The sequence below is a fragment of the Paractinoplanes toevensis genome, from assembly GCF_018332695.1.
GTDB lineage: Bacteria > Actinomycetota > Actinomycetes > Mycobacteriales > Micromonosporaceae > Actinoplanes > Actinoplanes toevensis.
Window position 1 is genome coordinate 56,768 of record NZ_BOQN01000095.1, and the last position, 15,792, is coordinate 72,559.

Sequence of the window (15,792 nt, forward strand, 5' to 3'; positions counted from 1 at the left end):
TCGCCGATCTCATGAGGGAGGTCGCGGCGACCATCGTGCTGCCGCGCTTCCGCCACCTGGCCGAGTCCGACATCCACCAGAAATCGCCCGGCGACCTGGTCACGATCGCCGATCAGGAGGCGGAGAAGGCGCTGACCAGCGGCCTGATCGCGCTGCTGCCGGGGTCGGCTGTGGTGGGGGAGGAGGCGGTCGCCGCCGATCCGAAGGTGCTGGACCACCTGAGCGACTCCGGCGCGGTGTGGATCGTCGACCCGGTCGACGGCACCAACAACTTCGCCGCCGGCAAGGAGCCGTTCGCGATCATGACGGCGCTGATCCGGGACGGTGAGATCGCCGCGTCCTGGATCCTCGACGTGCCCGGCGACCACCTGACGATGGCCGAGGCGGGCTCGGGGGCGTACCGGGACGGCGTACGCGTCAAGACCCGCACCGACGACCCCGGCGCCGGCGCGCTGAGCGGCGTGGTCGCCGCCCGTTACCTGCCGCCGCAGCTGCGCGAGATCGCCGGCGGGAACGCGCCGAAGCTCGGCAAGGTCACCAACGGTCATCACTGCGCGGGGTACGAATATCCGGCGGTGTCCATCGACGCACAGCAGTTCGCCCTGTTCTGGCGCATTCTGCCGTGGGATCACGCGCCCGGCTCGCTGATCGTCCGGGAGGCCGGCGGCACGGTCCGTCACCTCGACGGCTCGCCCTACCGGGTGACCGACACCGAGCGGGGCATGCTCGTGGCGGCGAACGATGACATCTGGCGCACGGTTCGCGACACGCTGTTCCCGGACATCTCGGTCCTGTGAACGCGTACCTCCAAGAAGTTTTCGGTCTTGGTGACCGCCTGGCGGTGGTGACCGGCGGAAGCTCGGGCATCGGCCGGGCGATGGCCCTGGCGCTCGGCCGGGCCGGCGCGAAAGTGCTGCTGGTGGCCCGGCGCGAAGCACCGATGGTCGAGGTGATCGCCGAGCTGCGCGGTTACGGCGCGGTGGGGCACGCGATCTCGGCGGACCTCGCCGACCGCGCGGCCGTCACCCGCGCCATCGACAAGATCATTGATGGGTACGGGGAACCCGACGTGCTCGTCAACGCGGCCGGGGTGAACCGCCGGCCGCCGATGGACGAGCTCAGCCTGGACGACTGGGACGTGACCCTCGCCGCCAACCTGACCGCGCCGTTCCTGCTCGGGCAGGCGTTCGGGCCACGGATGGCCGACCGGGGCTGGGGGCGGATCATCAACGTGGTGTCGCAGCAGGCCTTCCGGGCGTACGGGAACTCCGGCGCTTACGGAGCCTCCAAGGCCGGCCTGGTCGGGCTGACCCGGTCGCAGGCCGAGGCGTGGTCGCGGCACGGCGTCTGCTGCAACGCGATCGCGCCCGGCGTCGTGCACACGCCGCTCACCGAGGCGGTCTTCGCGGACGAGACGAAGGTCGCCGCCCATGCCGCGCGCACGATGATCGGCAGAAATGGCGTACCCGCTGATTTCGGGGCGTGTGCGATCTTTCTGGCCAGTGAAGCTGCCGTCGCGGTGACCGGTCAAACACTCTTCGTCGACGGTGGTTACTCCGCGACTTGAACGATCTGCGTCTCCCTTGCGTAGCACGGTAAAGTTCCCCGCGCTGACTTCTGGGAGGTAATCGTGGCGGCGGTTGTCCTTCGGCGATTCAGCGCTGTCCTGGCGCTGCTCGTCGCGTTCGTGTTCCTCGTGGGCACGCCGGCTCTGGCCGACCCGGACGAGGGCGACGACAAGACCCTGCGCAACGCGCTCGAGTCCGCGGCCAAGGGGCAGGCCGACGCGATCCAGAAACTCAGCGCGTCCAAGAAGAGGCAGACCCGGCTGCAGGCCACGGTCGTGACCGCGACGGCTTCCGCGAAAGCCCTCGAAGCCCAGGTGGGCACGATCGCCAACCGGTCCTACCGGATGGGCCGCACCAGCACCATGTCCATGCTGCTGAACTCCTCCTCGCCCGACTCCTTCCTGGAGCGCATCCAGAACCTCGACATGCTCGCCCAGCTCGACGGCCAGATCCTGGCCCGCTATCGGGACGATCTCAGCACGGCGCAGGCCGCCAAGGCCGCCGTCGACAAGGAGATCAAGGAGCAGCAGAAGCAGGTCACGGCGCTGACCAAGAAGAAGAAGGAGGCCGAGCTGGCGCTCGGCAGCGTCGGCGGCGGAGGTGCGGCCGGCGGCTTCGTCAGCGTCAACTCGCCGCTCGCCAAGCCGGCCCCGCGCAACTCCGACGGATCATGGCCCAAGGAATCGTGCACGATCGACGATCCGACCACGACCGGGTGCGTCACGCCGCGCACCCTGCACGCCTACCAGGAGGCGGTGGCGGCCGACTTCACCCACTACACGAACTGCTATTCGAAGCGCTCCTCCGGTGAGCACCCCAAGGGGCGGGCCTGCGACTTCTCGGCGAACAAGTCCGGCTTCCAGAACGTGGCGGCGAGCGGCAGCGACAAGACGTACGGGAACAACCTGGCCGCCTTCTTCGTGAAGAACGCGGATAGGCTCGGGGTCATGTACGTGATTTGGTACCGGCAGATCTGGATGCCGGGCACCGGCTGGAAGTCCTACAGCGGCAGCGGTGGCCCGTCCGAGGTGCACACCAACCACGTCCACCTGTCGATGTTGTGACGCCCCGAGCGTTACCGTCCGGGCTCGCCACCGCGCTCGTCTTCTTCGCCAGCGGTGCCGTACTGGTCCTGGAGATCGTGGCGCTGCGGCTCGTCGGGCCCTACGTCGGCGTCACCCTGCAGGTGAGCAGCTCGGTCATCGGGATCTCGCTGGCCGCCATCGCGTACGGAACATGGCTCGGCGGCCGCCTCGCCGACCGGTTCGACCCGCGCGCCCTGCTGGCCCCGGCCCTGCTGCTGGCCGCCATCGGTACGGCCGTCACCCTGCCGCTGGTCCGCTACGGCGGCGAGCTCCTGCGCGGCGGGGCCGCACCGGCCGTCCTCCTGCTCGCCGCGATGGCCGTCTTCCTGCCCGCGTTCCTGCTCTCCACGATCACCCCGATGGTGGTAAAGCTGCAGCTCAGCGACCTGGACCGGACAGGTTCGGTGGTCGGGCGCCTGTCCAGCGTGGGGACCCTCGGCGCGATCACGGCGACGCTCGCCACCGGGTTCATCTTCGTGGCGGCGCTGCCCACCAACTGGATCATCCTCTGCCTGGCCGCGCTGCTGGCCGTCGGCGGGCTCACCCTGGCCGGGTGGCTGCGGCGGGACCTGCCCGGACAGCCCCGCACCCGGGCGGTGCTGGTCAGCGTCGGGCTGGTCGGGGCCGGTCTCGGGGCGGTCGGGCCGACACCGTGCGACGTCGAGACGGCTTATCACTGCGCGCGCGTCGATCGAGACCCGGCGGTGCCCGGTGGGCGGACCCTGATCCTGAACTCGGCCCGGCACTCGTACGTCGACCTGGCCGACCCGAAACACCTCGAGTTCGCGTACGTCCAATGGATCGCCGCCGTGGCGGACGTGCTCGCTCCCCGCGACGCGCTGCACCTCGGCGGTGGCGGATTCACCCTGCCGGGCTATCTGCGGCAGACCCGGCCCGGCATTCAGCAGCAGGTCGTCGAGCTCGACGGCGGTCTCGTCGACCTCGACAAGCGCGAGCTGGGCCTGGTCACCGGGCCGGACCTGCGCGTTCGGGTCGGTGACGCCCGGGTCGGCCTGGCCGCCCAGCCCGACTCCTCCTACGACCTGGTGGTCGGGGACGCGTTCGGCTACCTGGTGGTGCCGTGGCACCTTTCGACCCGCGAGATGATGTCGGACGTCGCCCGGGTCGTCCGGCCCGGCGGCATCTACACGCAGAACGTGATCGACTACCCGCCCGACCGTTTCCTCAAGGCCGAGCTGGCCACCGTCGCCGCGGTCTTCCCGCACGTGGCGCTGATCGCGCCGCCCGACGCCCTGGCCGGAGAACGCGGCTCCAACTTCGTGATCGTGGCGTCCAAGAGTCCGCTGCCGCTCGCCGCGATCCGCGCGGGGCTGGTGGGGCTGCCGGAGCCGGTGACACTGCAGGACGGTCCCGGGTTCGCCGGGGATGCCCGGGTGCTGACCGACGACTACGCCCCAGTTGACCAGCTTCTGACCTTCTGAAGCCGGCCGGGTCGCCTTCTGAGGCGTGTCTGGTCACCTTTGGTCGCGTCTGGTCGCCTTTGGTCGTGCCCAGGGTTCGCCAGGAAAGCGACTGGGTTTTCCCGTGCTGCGTCGGGCGGGCCGGACCTCGGGTCACAATCGGCAGATGGGGCGGACAGGGCGAAACGGTCAGGATGCCCCGCGTCGCATCGCCGGACGGTACCGGCTCCTCGAGAAGCTCGGCACCGGCGGCATGTCGGAGGTCTGGCGCGGCTACGACGAGACGCTGGGCCGGCCGGTCGCCGTCAAGGTGCTGTCCCCGCGGCTCGCCGACGACCAGAGCTTTCGCGACCGGCTGAAGCAGGAGGCACTGGCCGCCGCCCGGCTCGTCCACCCGCACATCACCGGCATCTTCGACTTCGGCGAGTCACCGCTCTCGGCCGAGGTCACCGTCCCGTACGTGGTGATGGAACTCAACGACGGTGAGTCGGTCGCCGCCCGCCTCTCCCGGGCCGGCCCCCTGCCCTGGCGGGAGGCGGTCACCGTCGCCGTCGAGGTGGCGTCCGCCCTGGCCACCGCCCATGCCCGCGGGGTCGTGCACCGCGACGTGACCCCCGCGAACGTGATGCTGACCGGGGCCGGCGCCAAAGTGGTCGACTTCGGCATCTCGGCGATAGTCGGCGAACGTGACGCGGCCCCCGACGGCAGCCTGCTCGGCACCCCCGCCTACCTGGCCCCCGAACGACTCGGCGGTGCCCACGTCGCGGCCGCCACCGACGTGTACGCGCTCGGCCTGCTCCTGTACCGCGCGCTGACCGGCCGCCTGCCCTGGCCCGCCGAGAACACCGCCGAAGCCCTCCGCGCCCACCTGTACGCCGACCCCGCCCCGCTGCCCGACCTCGCGGAAATGCCGTCCGAGGTCGGTTCACTCTGCCTTCGGTGCCTGGCCAAGGACCCGTCGGATCGTCCCGGCGCGGCCGAGGCGGCCCGAACCCTGGCCACCACGCTCGGTCTCCAGCCCGTCCTTCCGCCTCCGCGCCCCTGTCCCGACGACGCTGCACCACCGATCCGCGCCTCCGCCGCCGCCCGCTTTTCCACCCGGCATCCCGCCGCCGGCTCTGCGGTCCCGGCCGTCGCGTTTGCCGGCGGCGCCCGGCGGCTGCCGGCCTCGATGAGCCTGTTGCGGCTGCGGGCGGGGCTCAAGCTCGGCGGATGGTTGCATTTGGGCGGGGCCCGGCCTCTCGGCGGTGGCCTCTTCGCCGGTGCGAGCGTGACCCGCCGCCGCGCCCTCCTGGCGAGCCGGCACCGTGTGCAGGCCGCGCTGATCACCGCGACGCTGCTGGGCGCGGCCGGCGTCGGCTGGGCGGCGAGTCGCGAGTCGCCGACCGCGGAACAGGCCCAGGCCGCCGGCGCCGGCCCGGCCTCCGCAGCCGGTCCGACGAACGCCCCCTGCGTAGTCCGCTACCAGCTGAAACGAGACTCCGGCCGAGAGTACGAGGCGCTGCTGACGGTCTCCACCACCGCCGACCTCGGCCGCGATCCGTGGCGGGTGGCCTTCGTCTATCCTGGCTCCCAGCGGCTGACCGGATATCCGAAAGCGGTCGCCCAGAAGGGCCGCAAGGTGTTCGCCAAGGGCCGCGGCCAGCAGCGTACGTTCTGGCTGCGCGGCGACTACCGCGGCTACAACCCGCTGCCGCTCGCGTTCACCCTGGACGGCCGGCGATGCCGCGCCGAGGTGATGGGCGGCACCACCCGGGAAGTCAGCGAGGCTGCCGGCACCGAGAAAACCCAGCGGGCGGTCGGCGGCACCAAACGCAACCGGCCGCCCCGCAACAGCGGAGCGCCCCGAAAACGCGTCCAACGCCCGCAGCCCGCGTCCCCGGCCTCGCCGCCAACGCTGCCGCCGGTGGCCCGCAAGGGCACAGGCTTCTCCCTGGCGCTGTGAGGTTCCGGGCTAGGGTCGGATCATGTCGAGACTTGCGGTGGTGACCGGAGGCGGAACGGGAATCGGCCGGGCGACGGCCGGCATGCTGGCCGGGGAGGGATACGACGTCATCATCGTCGGGCGTCGCCCCGAGGTGCTGACCGACGCGGTGAAGTGGATCGGTCCGCAGGCCACCGCGGTCACCGCCGACGTCTCCGACCCGGCCCAGATCACCAGGGTGGTGGAGGCGGTCGGCGACCGCCCGGTGGACGTCCTGGTCAACAACGCCGGCGCGTTCATCTCCGGCGACGACTCCACACTCGACGAGGTGGCCGCCCGCTGGCACGCCACCCTCGACTCCAACGTGCTCACCGCGGTGCTGATGACCACGGCCCTGCTCCCGTCGCTGCGCCGCCCCGGTGGCCGCATCATCCTGACCAGCTCGATCGCCGCCCAGCGAGGCGGCGGGGGCGCATATTCGGCGGCGAAGGCGGCGCTGCACGGCTATGTCCTGGACTTGGCGACGCAGCTCGGCGAGTCCGGCATCACGGCCAACGTGATCTCACCCGGTTACATCACCGACAGCGAGTTCTTCGACGGCCGGATGACCCCCGAGGGCCACGAGCGCCGAGTGAACGCCAGCCTGCTCAAGCGCTCCGGCACCCCCGACGAGATAGCCGAGGCGGTCCGCTGGCTGGCCGGCCCGGGCGGCAGCTTCGTAACCGCCCAGATCATCAACGTGAACGGCGGCACCGTCCTGGGCCGATGAGGCTTATTTGCCGCCGCCGGTGAAGCGACCCTCGCCCTCGCGGTTGGCCCGGAAGCGCAGCCCCGACCAGCGGTCGTCGATGGCGACCTGACCGCAGGGCCGCATGTCGAAGTCGGCGACGATCGGCCACAGGCTGTCGCGGTTGATGTCGGCCTTGTTGCCCTTGGGATAGGCCACCCAGAACACACCCGGCTTGGCCAGATCGGCGGTGTGCTCCTCGAGAAGCTTGCGAGCACTCGCCGCATCCTCGGCGAAGACCACCGCGGTGCTCGCGGTAGCCAGTGTCTCCACTTCGCGCACGCCCTCAGGCATCGGCGTGAGCAACGACAGCCGCCCCGGGTCGGACAGCCACACGGTCGAGTGCGGCTTGATCAGCAGCTTCTCGGCAATCGTCTTCGACATACCCCGAGCCTTACACCGACAAATTTTGTTGTCAAGGTTTTCCGCTGAGTCCGATGCGTTCCCCCGGCCGCGCGGGCACCTTAGTAACGTCGATGTCCGCTACGGTCGCGGCATGGCAAGGATCCTGGTCGCATCGATGCCCTTCGCCGGTCACGTCGGCGCGATGAGCGCGGTGTCCGCGGAACTGGTGCGACGAGGCCACGAGGTGGTCGCCTACACCGGCGCGAAATACCGCGACCGCTTCACCGCGTCCGGCGCCACCTGGCTGCCGTGGATCAAGGCAACCGACTTCGACGACGCCGACCTGGCGGCCACCTTCCCAGAGGTCGGCGACGGCAAGGGCTTGCGAGGCGGCCGAGCCAACGTCGAACACGTCCTCTTCGGCACCGCCCCCGGCCAGGTAGCCGACATCATGGCCGCCGCACCCTATGACCTGCTGGTGACCGACCAGGTGGCCTTCGGCGGTGCCATAGCGGGCCAGGCGCTAGGCATCCCATGGGCCACGGTCACGGTTACACCGCTTTCCCTGACCAGCCGCCACCTCCCGCCGGTCGGCGTGCCCTGGAACCCGGGGACCGGCCCGCTCGGCCACGCCCGAGACGCCGCCTTCCGCGGCCTGCTGAGCGCAGTCGGCCGCCGGTTCACCGACCCCAAGCTGAACCAGATCCGCGCCGGCGCAGGCCTGGGCCCGGTCCCGCCGGGCCGCCTCTTCGACGGCATCTACTCAACGGACCTGATCATCGCCCAGGGCGTCCCCGGCCTGGAGTACCCCCGCCCCGACCTACCGCCCTACGCCCACTTCGTCGGTCGCCTGGCCCAACCCGCCCCCCAGCCCGACCCGTCCCCCCAGCCCGCCCCGGCTGGGGAGCCCGCCCCGGCTGGGGAGCCCGCCCCGGCTGGGGAGCCCGACCCGACGACTGGGCCGAAGGCGGCCGCTGAGCCGGGCCCCGCTACACAGCTAGCCTCGGCGGCTAAGCCGAAGGCGGCCGCCCAGCTCGACCCGGACGTTCAGCCGGACCCGGCTGCCCATCTGGACCTGGCCGGCCATCTGGATCTGGCCGCTCAGCTGGACCTGGAGGCGCGGCCCGGCCCGGTGGCTCAGCCCCGCCCGGCCGCCGCGTCTGGCCCGGCGCGGCTGCCGGACTGGTGGGCCGAGCTCGCGGAGGCCGGCACGGTCGTGCACGTGACCCAGGGAACCCTCGACGTCGACCCGGACGACCTGCTGCGGCCGACTCTGGCGGGGCTTGCGGACCGGGACGTGCTTGTCGTCTGCACGACGGGCGGCGCCGACCCGGCCACCCTGGGACCGCTGCCGGCGAACGCGCGAGCCGCCGCCTTCCTCCCGCACGACCTGCTGCTGCCGCTCGTCGACGTCATGGTCACCAACGGCGGCTGGGGTGGCGTGTTGGCCGCCCTGCAGGCCGGGGTGCCGCTCGTCGTCGCCGGCGGCTCGCTGGACAAGCCGGAGGTGGCGCGTCGCGTGGCCTGGTCGGGCGCGGGGCTCGATCTGCGGACCGGCAATCCGAAGGCGGACCGGATCGCGGAGGCGGTCGACCGGGTGCGCTCCGACCCCCACTTCCGCACGCGAGCTCGCGAGCTCGGCGCGGCCATGACGGCGGCCGGGGGAGTGCCGGTGGCCGTCGATCTGATCGAAGGTCTGCTGACGCGCTGAACTCGGCTCGACGTGCATGATCGGCTCCTGGGGGTGCGGGGACGAGCTCGATTCTGGCGGCGGCGGTCCCGGCCGTGCGCAAGATTTTCGGCGGCCTGTGGACAACGGTTGGCCTGTGGATAACTCCGGTTCTGTCGGTGGCGGCTGATAGACATGCCGGGTGACCGAGACGATGCGGACGACAGCCGGAGAGGCCGAGCGGGCAGCGGTGCGTGAGCGCGCCGAGGGGGTGCTGCGCCGGCTCGCCGGCGAGCATGCCGTCCTGCGCGAGGATCAGTGGCGAGCCATCGAGGCGCTCACCGTCGACCGGCGGCGCGTGCTCTGCGTGCAGCGCACCGGATGGGGGAAGTCGGCGGTCTATTTCGTGGCCACCGCCCTGCTGCGCGACGGCGTCACCGCCCAGGCCGATGACCCGCCCGCCGGGCCGACCGTCATCGTGTCGCCGCTGCTGGCGCTGATGCGCAACCAGGTCGATGCGGCCGCCCGCGCCGGCATCCGTGCCCGCACCATCAATTCGGCCAATCTCGACGAGTGGTCCGAGATCGAGCACGAGATCCGGGCCGGCGCGGTCGACGTGCTGCTGATCAGCCCCGAGCGGCTCAACAACCCCGACTTCCGCGACAACGTGCTGCCCGGCCTGGCCTCCAGCACCGGCCTGCTCGTGGTCGACGAGGCGCACTGCGTCTCCGACTGGGGGCATGACTTCCGCCCCGACTATCGACGTCTGCGCACGTTCCTGGCCGGCCTGCCGGGGCGCACCCCGGTGCTGGCCACCACCGCGACCGCCAACGCGCGGGTGACCGCCGACGTGGCCGAGCAGCTGGGTGACGCGCTGGTGCTGCGCGGTCCGCTCGACCGCGATTCGTTGCGGCTGGCCGTGCTCGATCTGCCCAACCCGGCGCATCGGCTGGCCTGGCTTGCCGATCACCTCGACCGGCTCCCCGGTTCCGGCATCATCTACACGCTGACCGTCGCCGGTGCCACCGAGACCGCCGACTTCCTGCGTTCGCGGGGCTTCCCGGTGGCGTCCTACACGGGCCAGGTGGAGGATGCCGAGCGTCGCGCCGCCGAGCAGGACCTGCAGGACAACAAGATCAAGGCACTGGTGGCGACGTCGGCGCTCGGGATGGGCTTCGACAAACCCGACCTCGGGTTCGTCATCCATCTGGGCGCGCCGCCCTCCCCGATCGCCTATTACCAACAGGTGGGCCGGGCCGGCCGGGCCGTCGAGCACGCCGAGGTGGTGCTGCTGCCCGGCCGGGAGGACGCGGCGATCTGGCGATACTTCGCCTCGCTGGCCTTCCCGCCGGAAGATCAGGTGCGTTTGGTCCTGGCCAACCTGTCGTCCGACCGTCCGATGTCGACGCAGGCACTGGAGCCGCTCGTCGATCTGCGCCGCAACCGGCTCGAGATGATGCTCAAGGTCCTCGACGTCGACGGTGCGGTCCGCCGTGCCCGCGGTGGCTGGTTCGCCACCGGCGAGCCGTGGACCTACGACACCGCACGGCTCCGCCGGGTTGCCGAGGCGCGGTCCAACGAGCAGCAGACCATGATCGAATATGCCGAGACCGACGCCTGCCGTATGGAGTTCCTGCGGCGCTGCCTGGACGATCCCGAGGCGAAACCGTGCGGTCGCTGCGACAACTGCGCCGAGCCGTTGTTCGACGCCGAGGTTTCGCCGGCATCGCTGGCCGCAGCCGACGCCTTCCTGGGCCGGCCCGGTGTCGAGATCGCGCCGAAGAAGATGTGGCCCACCGGTATGGCCGCCGTCGGCATCTCGCTCAAGGGCAAGATCGCTCCGGCCGACCAGATCGAGCCGGGCCGTGCCGTCGGCCGCCTGTCCGACCTGGGGTGGGGTGGCCGGCTGCGCACCCTGGTCGCGCCCGAGTCGGCCGACGGCCCGATCCCCGACGAGTTGGCGGCAGCGGTGGTGGAAATCCTCAAGGCCTGGGCGCACGGCGAGGACGCCTGGTCACGCCGCCCGGCAGCGGTGGTCGAGGTGGGTTCCCGGCGCCACCCCGAGCTGATTCACACGCTGGCCGAACACATCGCCCGGGTGGGCCGGTTGCCGCTGCTGGGCGCGGTCGCCTCGGCTGCGCCGTCCGGCGACGGTTCGCGGGGCAACAGCGCGCAGCGGGTGCGGGCGCTGCACGAGGCTTTCACGGTTCCGGCCGAGGTGGCCGGCGAACTACCCGCGCTGGGTGGCCCGGTCCTGCTGGTCGACGACCTGGTCGACTCCGGCTGGACGATGGTGCTGGCCGGCCGGGCACTACGCCGAGCCGGCGCCGAGGGGGTACTACCGCTGGCCTTGGCGGTGGCCGGCTGAGCAGATGGCGCCGGTCTTGACGTTGGGCGGCGTGAGGGAATGACGCTGGTCGGCCTGAGGGAATGGCGCTGATCTTGACGCTGGGCGACCTGAGGGGATGCCGTTGGTCTTGGCGGTGGGCCGGCTGAGGGGGACGCCGCTGGCCTTGGCGGCCGGCCGGTTGAGAGGTGGGGCTGGCCTTGGCGGGGAGGCCGGGTGGAGGCGGGCGCCGTAGCGCCCAAGAGTGCCTTTGAGTGACAAAACCCCTGCAAACGGACACCATGATCGGAGATAGGCGGGAGCAGCGAGGATACGGGTAGGGGGTATGCTGGCGGCATGTCCGACGAGTCGACGTCACAACACGGTCCGCACGGTTACTCCGGCGACAAGGCGGCGCTGCTCGGGCGGCTGCGTCGCATCGAGGGGCAGATTCGCGGGCTTCAGCGGATGGTCGACGAGGACACCTACTGCATCGACGTCCTGACCCAGATCTCCGCGGCCAAGAGTGCGCTCCAGGCGGTCGCGATCGGGCTGCTCGAAGATCACCTGGCCCACTGCGTCGTCGATGCGGCTCGGGAGGGCGACCCTAGCGCCAAGGTCAAGGAGGCGTCCGACGCGATCGCGCGGCTCGTGCGGTCCTGACGGACGAGAAACCAACGATGAAAGGCAATGCCATGGCTGTGACCAGCACCTACACCGTGACCGGGATGACCTGCTCGCACTGCGTCCAGGCCGTCAGCGGGGAGCTGTCCACCCTGCCGGGCGTCGCGGACGTGCGGGTCGACCTGGCCTCCGGCGCGGTCACGGTGACCAGCGAGGCGCCCCTGGCCGACGACGCCGTTCGCGCCGCGGTCGACGAGGCCGGCTACGAGCTCGCGAATGCCTGACGATTCACCCACCAACGGCACGACCGACGCCGCCGCGCGCCCAGCCGGCGGCACAGCCGAGCACCCACCAGGCGGCGACCTATTGGCGGACGGAACGACAGACCGCGAGCGCTCGGCGGCCGAGACGGCAGGTGGGAGGGCGCCCGAGCAACCCGCCGGCGGCAGCGAACGAGACCTGACCAAGATCGGTCTGCTGGAGACGACCGCGGCCGGCGACAAGGCCGGGTTCCGCCTGGCGGCCTTCGGTGCGCTGCTCATCGTGGTGCTGTTCGCGGGCTACGGCCTGGGCCGCCTCAACAACAGCACGGTGTCGGCCTCGGCGCCGACGGGCGGCGCCAGCGCCGCTATGCCGGGCATGGCCATGGACGAGAGCCAGCCGCACACACACAGCACCGACGGCACGGTCACCGCGGGCGGTGCGAGCCCGGCCGCGGCGGGCGCGGCGGTCGGCGGGCTCTCGCTGAGCTCCGGCGGTCTCACCCTGGTGCCCACCACGTCGGTCTTCGTGGCCGGGAAACCGCAACGGCTCGGCTTCCGCATCGTCGGGCCGGGTGGGGCGCCGGTCACCACCTACGCGGTGGTGCACGACAAGCTGTTGCACCTCATCGTGATCCGGCGGGACCTGAGCGGCTTCCAGCACCTGCACCCGAGCATGGCCGCCGACGGCACCTGGGGGATCGACCTCACGCTGGCGCAGCCCGGGATCTACCGAATGATTGCCGACTTCACCGCGCTGGTCGGCGGCACGCCGATCGCCACCACGCTGGGCAGCGATCTCACGGTGGCCGGGAACTACGCGCCGGCCGCGTTGCCCGCGCCGGTCAAGGCCGTGGCCACCGACGGGTTCGCGGTCGGCTACGAGGGCATGCCCAGCACGAAGTCCACCCAGCCGATCCTGATCAGCGTGGCCGGGCCGGATCATCAAGCCGCGGTCCTCGAGCCTTACCTGGGCGCCTACGGGCATCTGGTGGTGCTGCGCGAGGGTGACCTCGCCTACGTGCACGTTCACCCGGAGGCGCAACCGGTCGACGGGAAGGTCAAGTTCTGGCTGGCGGTGCCGAGCACCGGGACGTACCGGATGTTCTTCGACTTCCAGGTGGCCGGCAAGGTGCACACGGCGGCCTGGACCGTCGACGTCAGCTGAGCAGTTTTTCCAGCGCGGGAGTCACGGACCACTCGGTGGTCAGGTTTTCGTACTCGGTGCGCTGGGCCGCGGTGGGCGACGCGTCGGTGCGGCGGGCTCGCAGCAGCAGGTTGCGCGGGGTGTGCGCCGAGTCGATGAACTCGACCACGTCCACCCGGTAGCCGTTCAGCCGCAGCAGCGATGCCCGCAGGGTGTCGGTGAGCACGTCGGCGAAGCGCTCCCGCATGATCGCGTGCCGGGTCAGTTCGCCGAACGGCGCCGGGGCGGGGGAGCCCTTCAACTGGGCGGCGATGTCGTGGTGGCAGCACGGCGCGGCCAGCACCCAGCGGGCCGACCAGCGCACCGCCCGGGCGAGTGCCTGATCCGTGGCGGTGTCGCAGGCGTGCAGGGCCAGCACCAGATCCGGGGTGAACGGAACCGAGGCCTCCTCGATGGTGCCGGCCACGAAGCTCACGTCGGCGGAACAGCCAAGTTCGGCGGCGACGGCGGTGTTGCGTACGCGCTGGTCCTCGCGGACATCGACCCCCACGACCTGGACCTGCGCGCCCAGCGAGGCCAGGTAGCGATAGGCCGCGAAGGTCAGGTACGCATTTCCGCACCCGAGGTCGACGACGCGCAGCGGCGTCGGCAGCTCGGCCGGCAGCGTCGCCGCGAGCGCCCGGAGGAACGCGTCGACCTGCCGCCGCTTGGCTGCATTGCCGCCGATCACTGAGAACAGCGGATCACCCGGATCGAGCAGCCACTGCTTGGCCCGGTCGTGGGAGGTGACCGCGGCGGACGGGGCCGGCGAGGAGCGGTGCACCTGGGCGTCACCCTTCTTGGTGATTCGCACCTGCACGGTCGCCGACGGCGTCTCCACATGCCAGTTGCCGAACGGCTCGGCGAGCAGCTCATCGACGGCCACGGCGGCTTCGTCGCCCCAGGCAACGTTCCGGGTGAACGGTCGTGACCCGTCGTCCGTGACGATCTGCAATTTCGGCCCGCCCTTCAGCGCGACAGGCCGTAGCTCCGCCCTGGTCACCGTGGGTGTCTGACCGCGGCGGCGGCCGGCGGCCACGGCCCGGGTGAGGGCGGGGTCGAGCAGGAGGGTGCGAACTTCGGCGAGCACGTCCGCCAAGGGCTGGGGCATCCCTCAATTGTGCCTGGCACACCGAGCGGCGACTCCGTCACAAGGGGCGGGACACGAAGTGGATCTATCGCTACGCTGTGCCCCCAGTAAAACCGCTGTGCCTCCAGCAAAATCCCAGCGAAGGAGCGAGATGGGCGACCGGCTCTCCGCCCGGCTGCGCCAGGACACCCGGTCCGCGCACGCCGCCGCGCAGGGCAGCGGATTCCTGGACGCGCTGGTCGCCGGCCTGCTGCCCTGGGAGGCCTACGCGGATCTCACCGCCCAGCACTGGTTCGTCTACGAGGCGCTCGAACTGGCCGCGCGAACCATGGCCGACGACCCGGTGGCCCGCCCGTTCGTCTTCCCCGAGCTGGTGCGACTGCCGTCGATCGAGGCTGACCTGCGCTTCCTGCACGGGCCGCGCTGGTCCTACCGGATCGCCGCGCTGCCGGCCACCACGACTTACTGCACCCGCCTGCGGTACGCCGCCAACTCGCACCCGATCGGCTTCATCGCCCACCATTACACGCGCTACCTGGGCGATCTCTCCGGCGGGCAGTACCTCGGCCGCGGCATCGCCCGCGCCTACGGCCTGAACGGCGACGGCCACCGCTTCTACATGTTCGACGGCATCAATCCCGAAGCCCTCAAGACCTACTACCGGCAGTTACTCGACACACTGCCATGGTCACCCTACGAACAGGACGAGTTCGTCACCGAGGTGCTCGAGGCCTACCGGCTCAACACCGCGGTACTCGAAGATCTCCGCCGCCGCTGGACCTGACTCGATGCAGGAGCCCGACATGTCCGACCCGTTCACTCCCGAGGTGATCGCGCAGATCGCCCGCCACATGAACGACGACCACGCCGACGACAACGTCCTGATCGTGCGCGCGCTGGGCGGCATTCCGTCGGCCACCGCGGCCCGGATGTCCGGCCTGGACGCCGACGCCATGGAGTTCGCCGCCGTCCTCGACGGCATCGAGGTCCCGGTCCGCATCCCCTTCGCCGAACGCCTCACCGAACGCCACCAGGTCCGGACGGAAGCCGTCCGCATGTACCGCGACGCCTGCGCCGCGCTAGGCGTAACCCCAACCCACTAACGCTGCGTAATCCCCTCACGCCTTTTTTCAGTACGCGCATCGAAGCGTGCACGCCGAGCAGTGGGAGCACCGTCGGCCGCAGGGCCGTCCGCCCCTTGCGGCCCGGCTGCGGGCAGGGTTGGGCCGCAGATCGGGCTGGCCGCGGCGGGGTTGGGCCGCAGGTGGGGCTGGGCCGCTGGTAGGGCGGGGCTGGGCCGCAGCCGGGGCTGGCCGCAGGCAGGGCTGGCGTCTCCCCGGCGCCGCAAGGCGGTCCGGGCCCTGTCCGGCCCGTTCATCGTCGTTGACCACGGCGCGTACCGACCCGAAGTCAGAACGGACCTGGGGTCGACAACGGCCTCGCCGGGTCAGGGGCGCCAGTCGCGCAATCGGCCACGGTCCCGGACGGGGACCGTGGCCGAAGGAGC

At 71.3% G+C, this 15,792-nt stretch carries 15 protein-coding genes; 13 read left to right on the plus strand and 2 right to left on the minus strand.

What is annotated here, in order from left to right:
- Positions 1–11: 11 nt before the first annotated feature.
- The 6 genes from Ato02nite_RS36605 (at position 12) to Ato02nite_RS36630 (ending at position 6,767) form a co-directional block, all read left to right on the plus strand.
- The gene (locus tag Ato02nite_RS36605; RefSeq protein WP_213011273.1) at positions 12–797 is read left to right on the plus strand and encodes an inositol monophosphatase family protein; all 786 of its coding nucleotides are present in this window, start codon (positions 12–14) and stop codon (positions 795–797) included.
- The gene (locus Ato02nite_RS36610) at positions 794–1,567 is read left to right on the plus strand and encodes an SDR family NAD(P)-dependent oxidoreductase (RefSeq protein ID WP_213011274.1); all 774 of its coding nucleotides are present in this window, start codon (positions 794–796) and stop codon (positions 1,565–1,567) included. Before Ato02nite_RS36605 ends, Ato02nite_RS36610 begins: the two co-directional genes overlap by 4 nt.
- Positions 1,568–1,630: 63 nt before the next feature.
- Positions 1,631–2,632, plus strand: a complete 1,002-nt coding sequence (locus tag Ato02nite_RS36615; protein WP_213011275.1) for a coiled-coil domain-containing protein — start codon at positions 1,631–1,633, stop codon at positions 2,630–2,632.
- Complete coding sequence (locus Ato02nite_RS36620; RefSeq protein WP_213011276.1) at positions 2,629–4,095, plus strand: fused MFS/spermidine synthase; 1,467 nt, start codon at positions 2,629–2,631, stop codon at positions 4,093–4,095. The genes Ato02nite_RS36615 and Ato02nite_RS36620 overlap by 4 nt, the downstream gene beginning before the upstream one ends.
- Before the next feature lie 145 nt (positions 4,096–4,240).
- Positions 4,241–6,019, plus strand: a complete 1,779-nt coding sequence (locus tag Ato02nite_RS36625; RefSeq protein WP_213011277.1) for a serine/threonine-protein kinase — start codon at positions 4,241–4,243, stop codon at positions 6,017–6,019.
- A gap of 19 nt (positions 6,020–6,038) precedes the next feature.
- Complete coding sequence (locus tag Ato02nite_RS36630; protein WP_246607903.1) at positions 6,039–6,767, plus strand: SDR family NAD(P)-dependent oxidoreductase; 729 nt, start codon at positions 6,039–6,041, stop codon at positions 6,765–6,767.
- A 3-nt stretch (positions 6,768–6,770) separates the two neighbouring features.
- Here the strand turns inward: Ato02nite_RS36630 and Ato02nite_RS36635 are convergent, their stop codons facing one another.
- Positions 6,771–7,169, minus strand: coding sequence for a hypothetical protein (locus tag Ato02nite_RS36635; RefSeq protein ID WP_213011279.1), 399 nt, complete (start codon positions 7,167–7,169; stop codon positions 6,771–6,773).
- Between the two features lie 112 nt (positions 7,170–7,281).
- On the opposite strand from Ato02nite_RS36635, the gene Ato02nite_RS52680 reads away from it, so the two are divergent.
- The 5 genes from Ato02nite_RS52680 (at position 7,282) to Ato02nite_RS36660 (ending at position 13,177) form a co-directional block, all read left to right on the plus strand.
- Complete coding sequence (locus Ato02nite_RS52680; RefSeq protein WP_213011280.1) at positions 7,282–8,841, plus strand: nucleotide disphospho-sugar-binding domain-containing protein; 1,560 nt, start codon at positions 7,282–7,284, stop codon at positions 8,839–8,841.
- Between the two features lie 172 nt (positions 8,842–9,013).
- The gene (locus tag Ato02nite_RS36645) at positions 9,014–11,167 is read left to right on the plus strand and encodes a RecQ family ATP-dependent DNA helicase (RefSeq protein ID WP_213011335.1); all 2,154 of its coding nucleotides are present in this window, start codon (positions 9,014–9,016) and stop codon (positions 11,165–11,167) included.
- Positions 11,168–11,482: 315 nt separating this feature from the next.
- Positions 11,483–11,788 carry a metal-sensitive transcriptional regulator gene (locus Ato02nite_RS36650; protein ID WP_213011281.1) on the plus strand — a complete coding sequence of 102 codons (306 nt, stop codon included), beginning with the start codon at positions 11,483–11,485 and terminating at the stop codon, positions 11,786–11,788.
- Positions 11,789–11,820: 32 nt separating this feature from the next.
- The gene (locus Ato02nite_RS36655) at positions 11,821–12,033 is read left to right on the plus strand and encodes a heavy-metal-associated domain-containing protein (RefSeq protein WP_213011282.1); all 213 of its coding nucleotides are present in this window, start codon (positions 11,821–11,823) and stop codon (positions 12,031–12,033) included.
- A complete protein-coding gene (locus tag Ato02nite_RS36660; protein WP_246607899.1) occupies positions 12,026–13,177 on the plus strand; it encodes a DUF8832 domain-containing protein in 1,152 nt (383 codons plus the stop codon). The genes Ato02nite_RS36655 and Ato02nite_RS36660 overlap by 8 nt, the downstream gene beginning before the upstream one ends.
- Here the strand turns inward: Ato02nite_RS36660 and Ato02nite_RS36665 are convergent.
- Positions 13,170–14,306 carry a class I SAM-dependent methyltransferase gene (locus Ato02nite_RS36665; protein WP_213011283.1) on the minus strand — a complete coding sequence of 379 codons (1,137 nt, stop codon included), beginning with the start codon at positions 14,304–14,306 and terminating at the stop codon, positions 13,170–13,172. The two genes, Ato02nite_RS36660 and Ato02nite_RS36665, sit on opposite strands and share 8 nt — an antisense overlap.
- A gap of 130 nt (positions 14,307–14,436) precedes the next feature.
- Between Ato02nite_RS36665 and Ato02nite_RS36670 the strand changes: the two genes are divergently transcribed.
- Both Ato02nite_RS36670 and Ato02nite_RS36675 read left to right on the plus strand, forming a co-directional pair.
- Positions 14,437–15,069 carry a biliverdin-producing heme oxygenase gene (locus Ato02nite_RS36670; RefSeq protein WP_213011284.1) on the plus strand — a complete coding sequence of 211 codons (633 nt, stop codon included), beginning with the start codon at positions 14,437–14,439 and terminating at the stop codon, positions 15,067–15,069.
- A gap of 19 nt (positions 15,070–15,088) precedes the next feature.
- On the plus strand, positions 15,089–15,388 hold the full coding sequence (locus Ato02nite_RS36675) for a DUF2470 domain-containing protein (protein ID WP_213011285.1): 300 nt from the start codon (positions 15,089–15,091) through the stop codon (positions 15,386–15,388).
- Positions 15,389–15,792 lie beyond the last annotated feature (404 nt).